The following is a 9,871-nucleotide window of genomic DNA, read 5'->3' as shown; positions in this document are numbered from 1 at the left end:
CGCCGATGGTACTGCAGGGGGGACCCTGTGGGAGAGTAGGACGCCGCCGAACAATTCTTCAAAGGGTTGGATCCTGAACTTCGGTTCGGGGTCCAACCCTTTTTTGTTCCGCGTCACTTGAAGTTCACGTGTCGCACCCACCATCCGAAGCATGGGTACTGCTGCAATGCTCAGGGCCGCCGGCGTCGGAGTCGGTGACGAGGTCGTCGTACCGGCCTTCGGGAACGTCGAAGTCGCCGAAGCGGTGACCCTGGCCGGTGCGCTCCCGGTGTTCGCCGACATAGATCCGGCGACGTACTGCCTCGACCCCGCCGCGGTCGAGGCGGCCGTAACTTCTCGGACCGTGGCCGTGGTTGGCGTGCATCGCTTCGGGCGGCCGGCCGATGTGGCCGGGCTGCGTGCGGTGGGCCAGCGGCACGGGCTGCTGGTGCTGGAACAGGGGGAGTCCGAGGCGCCGTACGACGAGATAGCTCAGCGGCGGCAGCGAGCCGGGTATCTCGACGCGCGGCTGAAGGGCGTGCGTACGCCCGAGGGCGGGGTCGGGCACACCTATCAGCAGTACGTCGTGCGGGTGCCGGGGAACGGTCGGCCGGACCGTGACGCCTTCGCACGGGCCGTGCGGGCCAAGGGTGTTGACTGCCGGGTGCCGGTGAAGACGCCTGTGCACCGGCTGCCGGGGTTCCGGCAGTGTGTGTCGTTGCCGGAGACCGAGCGGGCCGCGGACGAGACGCTGGCGCTGCCGGTCGACGCCTCGTTGACGAAGAGGGAGATGCAGCGGATCGTGTCCGCCTGCAACGCGCTCGGAGGACTGCTGCAACCCGCCTTCTGATCGGTTTTGGAACACGGGTCTGTTCGGGGTATGATCTATTCCGTTGCCGCGAGGGAAACCTCGGAAAAGCGACAGGCCCCTATAGCTCAGTCGGCAGAGCGTCTCCATGGTAAGGAGAAGGTCAACGGTTCGATTCCGTTTGGGGGCTCAGAGAAAAAGGCCTCCGCCCTTTCGGGCGGGGGCCTTTTCGCTGTCCGGGCCGGCTCCTCAGCCGTTCTGCAGGCCCGGGACACGCATCGCCAGAATCGCCATGTCGTCGGAGGGCGCGTCGGACGCGAAACGCTCCACGGCGCGCATGATGCGGGCCGCCACCGCGCCCGCCGTGAGGCCGGTGCAGGTGGTGAGGACGTCGGCGAGGCCGTCGTCGCCGAGCATGCGGGTGCCCTCGCGGCGTTCGGTGACGCCGTCCGTGACGCACAGGAGGACGTCGCCCGGGTCGAGCGTGACCGTCTGCTCGTAGAGCTCCAGGTCCTCCAGGACACCGAGGAGCGGCTGGGGTTCGGCGGCGGCCTCGACCGTGCCGTCCTGGCGCAGCCGGAGGGGGAGCGGGTGTCCGGCGCAGACCACCTTCAGTTCCGCGCTGCCGTCCTCCTGGGGGCGCATCTCGCCGTACAGAAGGGTCAGGAAGCGGCTGCGGGCGCCCTCGTCGAGGATGGCGGAGTTCAGGCGCTGGAGGACGGCGGGGCCGCTGAGGCCCTCGCGGGCGAGGAGCCGTAGGGCGTGCCGGGCGAGGCCGGTGACGGCCGCCGCGTTCGGGCCCGTACCGCAGACGTCGCCGATGGCGAAGCCGTAGGCGCCGTCGCGGATGGGGAACAGGTCGTAGAAGTCGCCGCCGACCTCGTTGCCCTCGCCGGCCGCGCGGTAGATGACCTCGACCTCGACGCCGTCGATGGTGGGCAGCTCCGGCGGGAGGAGGCTGCGCTGGAGGGACTGGCTGATGGCCGTGCGCTCGGAGTAGAGGCGCGCGTTGTCCAGAGCCAGGGCGGCTCGGCGGGAGAGGTCCTCGGCGAGTTCAAGGATCTCCTGGCGGAAGTGTTCGTCGGTGGGCTTGCCGAGGGTCAGCATGCCGATGACGCGGTTGCGGGCCACCAGGGGCAGGACGACCGTCTCGCCGCCGACCGCGGAGGCGGTGGCGAGGGTGGTGCCGATGCCGGAGCTGACCGTGGCCGGTTCGCCGAGGCCGAGGCTGCGCATGGAGGTGCGCAGCGCCGCCTGGTGGGCCGTCTGCGCTGGCGCGGACCAGACGCGGGCGCCGGGGGTGGGGACCGGGTCGGGCGGGGGAACCTTCGAGAGCAACGACTTGATGCCGTCGATGAGTTCCTCGTCCTCGTGCAGGACGTACGACAGATACGGTTCCGAGGCCTGGTCGGCGATCGTGTAGACGGCGCACCAGGTGGCCAGGGTGGGGACCGTCATCTGGGCCATGAGGGCCAGTGTCTGGTCGCGGTCCAGGGTGCCGGCGAGGAGGTCGGAGGCCTCGACGAGGAAGCTCAGCGAGCCTCGGCGCAGACGTTCCAGCTCCCCGAGGCGGGCGGATTCGACGGCCAGGGCGATGCGGTCCGCCGCGAACTGGAGGCGAAGGGCCTCCTCGTTGCTGTAGCGGCCGGGGGCCTCCGCGGCGACGCCGAGGGAGCCGGTGAGGCGGCCCTCGACCTTGAGCGGGACGGTGACGACCGAGCGCATGCCGGTGCCGTTCAGCAGCGGTACGGCGCCGGGTACGGCCGTGAGGTCGTCGTGGACCGCGGGCATGCGGGCGGAGCCGTAGCGGCCGGTGCCCGCCTCGACGGGGACGCGGGCGAAGCGCTGGCGGGCGGAGGGCAGGCCGGTGGAGGCGCGGACCTCCAGCTCGGTCTCGTCGTCGGTGGCGAGCAGGAGGAACGCGGAGTCGCCGTCGAGCATGTCGCGGGCGCGTTCCACCGTGCGCTGGAGGAGGCCGTCCAGGTCGTCCGGGGCGGGGGAGCCGATGAAGACCTCGAACGGGTCGGTGCTCTGGCCCTCGGCGGCGGAGGGTGCGTCGGGGGCGACGAGGCGCATCGGCGTCTGGAGGACGGCGCGTTCGTGGTCCCGGACGAGGAGGCAGACCGTCGAGGGCTCGCCGGCGGTGTCGCGGACGCGGAGGTGGGAGGCGTACACGGGGACGACCCGGCCGCCGGCGTCGCGGATGCCGTAGCTGCCCTCCCAGCGGGAGAGTTGGAGGGCTTCGGCGATGCCGGTGCTGATGCCGGGGGTGTGCGGCCAGGCGGCGAGGTCGGTGAGGGGTTTGCCGGTGACGAGGTCGGCCTGGTAGCCGAAGAGTTCCTCGGCGTCGTCGTTCCAGGCGGTGATGGCGCCGGTGCGGTCGATCTGGATGACGGCGACACGGACGCGGCCGTCGGCGAGCGGCAGCAGGTCGGCCGGGAGGGAGGGCCCCGCGGCCCGGGTGCCGACCGGGCGTTCGGGGAGGGCCAGCTGGAACCACACGTTCTTGTGGGTGGGCGTGTACTCGACGCCCCAGCGGCCGGCGAGGGCCGCGCACAGCTGGAGACCGCGGCCGCCCTCGCGGTCGGGGCTGCCCATGTTGACGGCCGCGCTCTGGAGGGGGACCTCGCGCTCCGGGTAGCGGTCGGAGACCTCGATGCGCACGCCTTCCCCGGTGCGCAGGCACAGTACGTCCGCGGCGGTGCCGGCGTGGACGACGGCGTTGGTGACCAGCTCGCTGGTGAGGACCACGGCGTCGTCGACGATGTCGGCGTAGCCCCAGCCCTGGAGGGTGTCCCGCACGAAGGAGCGGGCGGACGCGACCGAGCGCCCCACGGGCTCGAAGCTGGCAGCCGCGCGCGCGGTGATCACGGAGCTCCTCGACCTGCTTTCGTCGTGCCGGGCCTCGCCGCCGTCCGGCTCCTGCCGGGTCTGGGGCGGCAGGCCGCCGACCGGCAGGGGGTCCGGGGGCTGCTCCCCGGGGATCAGTCCGGTGGTCATGTGTGCGGCCGCCCCTCCGATGCCCGCTCGTTCTCGTGCCACCGCCCAGGCCGGACGGACCGGCGCGGCTGGACAGCCGGATGCAAGGTTACTTACCTTCGCCGTCCGTACGGATGCCGGTCCGCTGTGTTTCCGCCCGGAGGGTGTGCGGACGGTGTGCGAAGCTGCCGAACTGTTATGGCCTGGTTCGGCCGGGGTGAAACACTGGGCAGGCTTCTGTTCGAGGTTCGGGCAGGCCGAGTGGCTTCCGTCCAGGGTGGGCAGCAGCCCTTGGTACGGGCTGGTGCGACGTGGCGGAATCTCGTTCGGGCTACCGGTACGCCGAGCGGTGACAGCAGCAGGACCCGAGAGCACAGCAGTAAACGGTCGATCCCTGCGGGAGGGACACAGTGGAGTCTGGCGCAGCGACGCGGGGCACGAAGACGCGCGCGAAAGGCGGACCGTCCCTGGGCAAGCGGCGTGCGGCGCCGAACGGCACCACCGAGGTGGACACGGCTGCCCTGAACCGGCTGCTGGCGGCCCTGGTGTCCATGCGCGACGGGAACTTCCGCAAGCGGCTCACGGTGTCCGGGGACGGCGTGATGGCGGAGATCGCGGCGGTCTTCAACGAGGTGGCCGACCGCAATCTCCATCTGACGGGTGAGCTGTCGCGGGTCCGGCGGGTGGTCGGCCGGGAGGGCAAGCTCACGGAGCGGCTGGAGACGGGGGCCTGCGAGGGGTCGTGGGCGTCGGCGATCGACGCCTCGAACGCCCTGGTGGACGATCTCGTATGGCCGGTGTCCGAGGTCAGCCGGGTGCTGTCGGCGGTGGCCGACGGTGATCTGTCGCCGCGGATGGATCTGCGGACGCACGCGTCCGACGGGAGCGGGCACCCGCTGCGCGGGGAGTTCCTGAAGGTCGGGCGGACCGTGAACAACCTGGTCGACCAGCTGTCGACGTTCACCGACGAGGTCACGCGCGTGGCCAGCGAGGTGGGCACCGAGGGCAAGCTGGGCGGGCAGGCGCGGCTGCGCGGGATGTCGGGTTCGTGGAAGGGCCTGACGGAGTCCGTCAACACGATGGCGCACCGGCTGACGGCCCAGGTGCGGGACATCGCGCTGGTGACGACGGCGGTCGCCAAGGGCGATCTGTCCCGCAAGGTCACGGTGGACGTGGCCGGCGAGATGCTGGAGCTGAAGGAAACCGTCAACACGATGGTGGACCAGCTCTCGGCGTTCTCCTCCGAGGTGACACGGGTCGCCCGCGAGGTGGGCACGGAGGGTGAGCTGGGCGGTCAGGCCCAGGTGCCCGGGGTGGCCGGCGTGTGGAAGGAACTCACCGATTCGGTGAACACCATGGCCGGGAATCTCACCGCCCAGGTGCGGGGCATCGCGGAGGTGACGACCGCGGTCGCCAGCGGTGACCTGTCGCGCAAGGTGACGGTGCAGGCGCGTGGTGAGGTGGCGCAGCTCGCCGAGACCATCAACCAGATGACCGAGACGCTGCGGATCTTCGCGGACGAGGTCACGCGGGTGGCCAACGAGGTCGGCGGGGAGGGGCGGCTCGGCGGCCAGGCGAACGTGCCGGGTGCGGCGGGGACGTGGAAGGACCTGACGGACTCGGTCAACACCGTGTTCCGGAACCTGACGACCCAGGTGCGGGACATCGCCGCGGTGACGACGGCGGTGGCCAACGGTGATCTTTCGCAGAAGGTCACGGTGGACGTGGCCGGCGAGATGCTGGAGCTGAAGAACACCGTCAACGGGATGGTCGACCAGCTGTCCGCGTTCGGTTCCGAGGTCACGCGGGTCGCGCGGGAGATCGGTGACGAGGGTGAGCTGGGCGGCCAGGCGCAGGTGCCGGGCGCGGCGGGGACGTGGAAGGACCTGACGGACTCCGTCAACACCGCGTTCCGGAATCTGACCGGACAGGTGAGGAACATCGCGCAGGTCACCACGGCGGTGGCCAACGGTGATCTGTCGCAGAAGGTCACGGTCGACGTCTCCGGCGAGATGCTGCAGCTGAAGAACACCGTGAACACGATGGTGGATCAGCTGTCGTCGTTCGCCGACCAGGTCACGCGGATGGCCCGGGAGGTGGGTACGGAGGGCCGGCTCGGTGGCCAGGCGCAGGTGCCGGGCGTGTCGGGGACGTGGAAGGAGCTGACCGACTCCGTCAACGGCATGGCCGGGAACCTGACCGCTCAGGTGCGGCAGATCGCGCAGGTGACGACGGCGGTGGCGCGCGGTGACCTGTCGCAGAAGATCACGGTCGACGCGCGGGGCGAGATCCTGGAGCTGAAGAACACCATCAACACGATGGTCGACCAGCTCTCCGCGTTCGCCGACCAGGTGACGCGGGTGGCCCGGGAGGTGGGTACGGAGGGCCGGCTGGGCGGTCAGGCGCAGGTGCCCGGCGTCGCCGGTGTGTGGCGTGACCTGACCGACTCGGTGAACGGCATGGCCGGGAACCTGACGGCCCAGGTGCGGCAGATCGCGCAGGTCGCGACGGCAGTGGCGCGCGGTGACCTGTCGCAGAAGATCACCGTGGACGCGCGCGGCGAGATCCTGGAGCTGAAGAACACCCTCAACACGATGGTGGACCAGCTGTCGTCGTTCGCCGAGGAGGTCACCAGGGTCGCCCGCGAGGTGGGCACCGAGGGCAAGCTGGGCGGGCAGGCCGAGGTGCAGGGCGTCGCCGGCACCTGGAAGGACCTCACCCAGTCGGTGAACTTCATGGCGAACAACCTGACCGTGCAGGTGCGTTCCATCGCCGACGTCACCACCGCGGTCGCCAAGGGCGATCTGTCGAAGAAGATCACCGTCGACGCCAAGGGCGAGATCCTGGAGCTGGTGACGACCGTCAACACGATGGTGGACCAGCTGTCGTCGTTCGCGGAGCAGGTGACCCGGGTGGCCCGTGAGGTGGGCACCGAGGGCATCCTGGGCGGCCAGGCGCACGTGCCGGGTGTCACGGGCATCTGGGAGGACCTGAGCGACAACGTCAACCTGATGGCCAAGAACCTGACCATGCAGGTGCGGAACATCTCCCAGGTCGCGGCGGCGGTCGCCAACGGTGACCTGACGCGGACGGTGACGATCGAGGCGCGCGGTGAGGTGGCGCAGCTCGCCGACACCTTCAACACCATGGTGAAGACGCTGAGTTCGTTCGCCGAGCAGGTCACCAAGGTGGCCCGTGAGGTGGGTACGGACGGCATCCTCGGCGGGCAGGCGCACGTGCCGGGTGTGGCGGGTACGTGGAAGGACCTCACCGAGTCGGTGAACCAGATGGCGTCCAACCTGACCGGTCAGGTGCGGAACATCGCCATGGTGACCACCGCCATCGCCAAGGGTGACCTCACCAAGAAGATCGACATCGACGCGCGCGGCGAGATCCTGGAACTGAAGACGACCATCAACACGATGGTCGACCAGCTGTCCTCCTTCGCGGAGGAGGTCACCCGCGTGGCCCGCGAGGTGGGAACCGAGGGGCAGTTGGGCGGTCAGGCGCGGGTGCGGGACGTGGACGGCACCTGGCGGGACCTGACCGAGTCCGTGAACGAGATGGCCGGGAACCTGACCCGGCAGGTGCGGGCCATCGCGCGGGTGGCGACCGCGGTGACCCGCGGCGACCTGAACCTGAAGATCGACGTGGACGCCTCGGGCGAGATCCAGGAGCTTCAGGACTACATCAACAAGATGATCGCCAACCTGCGCGACACCACGATCGCCAACAAGGAGCAGGACTGGCTCAAGGGCAACCTGGCCCGGATCTCCGCGCTGATGCAGGGCCGCCGGGACCTCGACGACGTGGCTTCGCTGATCATGAGCGAGCTGACGCCGGTGGTGTCCGCGCAGCACGGCGCGTTCTTCCTGGCGCTGCCGCTCGCCGACGACAAGGACCTGGGCGGCGACAACGGCGACCAGTACGAGCTGCGGATGCTCGGTTCGTACGGCTACTCGATGGGCTCCATGCCGACGTCGTTCCGGCCGGGTGAGGCGCTGGTCGGCACGGCCGCCATGGAGAAGCGGACGATCCTGGTCGAGAACGCGCCCAGCGGCTATCTGAAGATCTCCTCCGGGCTCGGTGAGGCGCCGCCCGCGCAGGTGATCGTGCTGCCGGTGCTGTTCGAGGGCACGGTGCTCGGGGTCATCGAGCTGGCCTCGTTCACGCCGTTCACGCAGATCCAGAAGGACTTCCTGAACCAGATCGCCGAGATGATCGCGACCAGCGTCAACACCATCTCCGTCAACACCAAGACGGAGGTGCTGCTGAAGCAGTCGCAGGAGCTGACCGAGCAACTGCGGGAGCGTTCCGAGGAGTTGGAGAACCGGCAGAAGGCCCTCCAGGCGTCCAACGCCGAACTGGAGGAGAAGGCCGAGCTGCTGGCCCAGCAGAACCGGGACATCGAGGTGAAGAACACCGAGATCGAGGAGGCCCGGCAGGTCCTGGAGGAGCGCGCCGAGCAGCTCGCCGTGTCGATGCGCTACAAGAGCGAGTTCCTGGCGAACATGTCGCACGAGCTGCGCACGCCGCTCAACTCGCTGCTGATCCTGGCCAAGCTGCTCGCCGACAACGCCGACGGCAACCTGACGCCGAAGCAGGTCGAGTTCGCCGAGACGATCCACGGGGCCGGTTCCGACCTGCTCCAGCTGATCAACGACATCCTGGACCTGTCGAAGGTCGAGGCGGGCAAGATGGACGTCTCGCCGACGCGGATCGCGCTCGTCCAGCTGGTCGACTACGTGGAGGCCACGTTCCGGCCGCTGACCGCGGAGAAGGGCCTGGACCTGTCGGTACGGGTGTCTCCGGAGCTGCCGGCGACGCTGCACACCGACGAGCAGCGGCTGCTGCAGGTGCTGCGCAACCTGCTGTCGAACGCGGTGAAGTTCACCGACTCCGGCTCGGTCGAGCTGGTGATCCGGCCCGCGCGGGACGACGTTCCGCAGGCGATCCGGGAGCAGCTGCTGGAGGCGGGTTCGCTGACCGACCCGGAGGCGCAGCTGATCGCGTTCTCGGTGACGGACACCGGGATCGGGATCGCGGCGAGCAAGATGCGGGTGATCTTCGAGGCGTTCAAGCAGGCGGACGGCACGACGAGCCGCAAGTACGGCGGTACGGGCCTCGGGCTGTCCATCTCGCGGGAGATCGCGCAGCTGCTCGGCGGTGAGATCCACGCGCAGAGCGAGCCGGGGCGCGGCTCGACGTTCACGCTGTACCTGCCGCTGCACCCGGGGGAGCTGCCGCCGCACGGCTACCCGCAGGCGATGCCCGCGGTGTCGGCCGGTGAGCCGCTCGCCCTGGAGCCGGCGCCGTCCGAGGTGCCGATCGAGACGCCGGCCGAGGTGAAGTCGTACCGCGAGACGCAGAACGGCGCGGCGGCGCTCTTCCGGCGCCGGCGCCGGGCCAGCTCCGTCGCCGAGCACCAGCTCGGGGCGCCGGAGCAGTGGTCGCCCGTGGGGCAGGAGGGGGAGCAGCGGGCGCGCGGGATCCGGTTCGGCGGGCAGAAGGTGCTGATCGTCGACGACGACATCCGCAATGTGTTCGCGCTGACCAGCGTCCTGGAGCAGCACGGCCTGTCGGTGCTCTACGCCGAGAACGGCCGGGAGGGCATCGAGGTGCTGGAGCAGCACGACGACGTGGCCGTGGTCCTGATGGACATCATGATGCCCGAGATGGACGGGTATGCGACGACCACCGCGATTCGCCGGATGCCGCAGTTCGCGGGGCTGCCGATCATCGCGCTGACCGCGAAGGCGATGAAGGGCGACCGGGAGAAGGCGATCGAGTCGGGTGCGTCCGACTATGTCACCAAGCCGGTCGATCCTGATCATCTGCTGACGGTGATGGATCAGTGGATGCGCGGCGAGTGACCACAGCGCGGGGTGTGCGCGGGGCGTGTGTGCGGAACTGGCGGGAAGTGTGAGTGTTCACGCGGTTGTGCTGACCCGGTGTGGCGGAGGCCGTGTGGACGTACGCGATTCTGGGAACCTTCTGGTCTCCGCTTTCGTTTCTGCTACGTGCACAGTGACATCGCGGTGACAGGGTGTGGCGACAGGCGGGGTGCGGCTACGATGACCGGCACGAGGACGGGCGGCGTAACGG

3 protein-coding genes and 1 tRNA gene are annotated in these 9,871 nt (G+C 69.8%); 3 read left to right on the top strand and 1 reads right to left on the bottom strand.

What is annotated here, in order from left to right:
* Positions 1 to 166 precede the first annotated feature (166 nt).
* Together AMK31_RS07240 and AMK31_RS07235 are read left to right on the top strand one after the other, a co-directional pair.
* Positions 167 to 829: a DegT/DnrJ/EryC1/StrS family aminotransferase gene (locus AMK31_RS07240; RefSeq protein WP_073939528.1), complete on the top strand. Its 663-nt coding sequence runs from the start codon at positions 167 to 169 to the stop codon at positions 827 to 829.
* Positions 830 to 904: 75 nt separating this feature from the next.
* Positions 905 to 977: transfer RNA gene (locus AMK31_RS07235), tRNA-Thr, on the top strand.
* A gap of 59 nt (positions 978 to 1,036) precedes the next feature.
* On the opposite strand, the gene AMK31_RS07230 is transcribed toward AMK31_RS07235, so the two are convergent.
* Positions 1,037 to 3,787: a SpoIIE family protein phosphatase gene (locus AMK31_RS07230; protein ID WP_073939527.1), complete on the bottom strand. Its 2,751-nt coding sequence runs from the start codon at positions 3,785 to 3,787 to the stop codon at positions 1,037 to 1,039.
* Positions 3,788 to 4,176: 389 nt separating this feature from the next.
* Here AMK31_RS07230 and AMK31_RS07220 point away from each other — a divergent pair, with 389 nt between their 5' ends.
* On the top strand, positions 4,177 to 9,639 hold the full coding sequence (locus AMK31_RS07220) for a HAMP domain-containing protein (protein WP_107468537.1): 5,463 nt from the start codon (positions 4,177 to 4,179) through the stop codon (positions 9,637 to 9,639).
* The last annotated feature ends 232 nt before the right edge of the window (positions 9,640 to 9,871 follow it).

Source organism: Streptomyces sp. TSRI0107 (assembly GCF_001905845.1).
Lineage (GTDB): Bacteria > Actinomycetota > Actinomycetes > Streptomycetales > Streptomycetaceae > Streptomyces.
Note: the sequence above shows the minus strand (reverse complement) of the source record. Positions and strands in the feature narration are given on the sequence as shown.

Excerpts from the sequence above, each read along its gene's own strand:
- AMK31_RS07240 (WP_073939528.1), top strand. The coding sequence starts at position 167 with ATGCTCAGGGCCGCCGGCGTCGGAGTCGGTGACGAGGTCGTCGTACCG.
- AMK31_RS07230 (WP_073939527.1), bottom strand. The coding sequence starts at position 3,787 with ATGACCACCGGACTGATCCCCGGGGAGCAGCCCCCGGACCCCCTGCCG.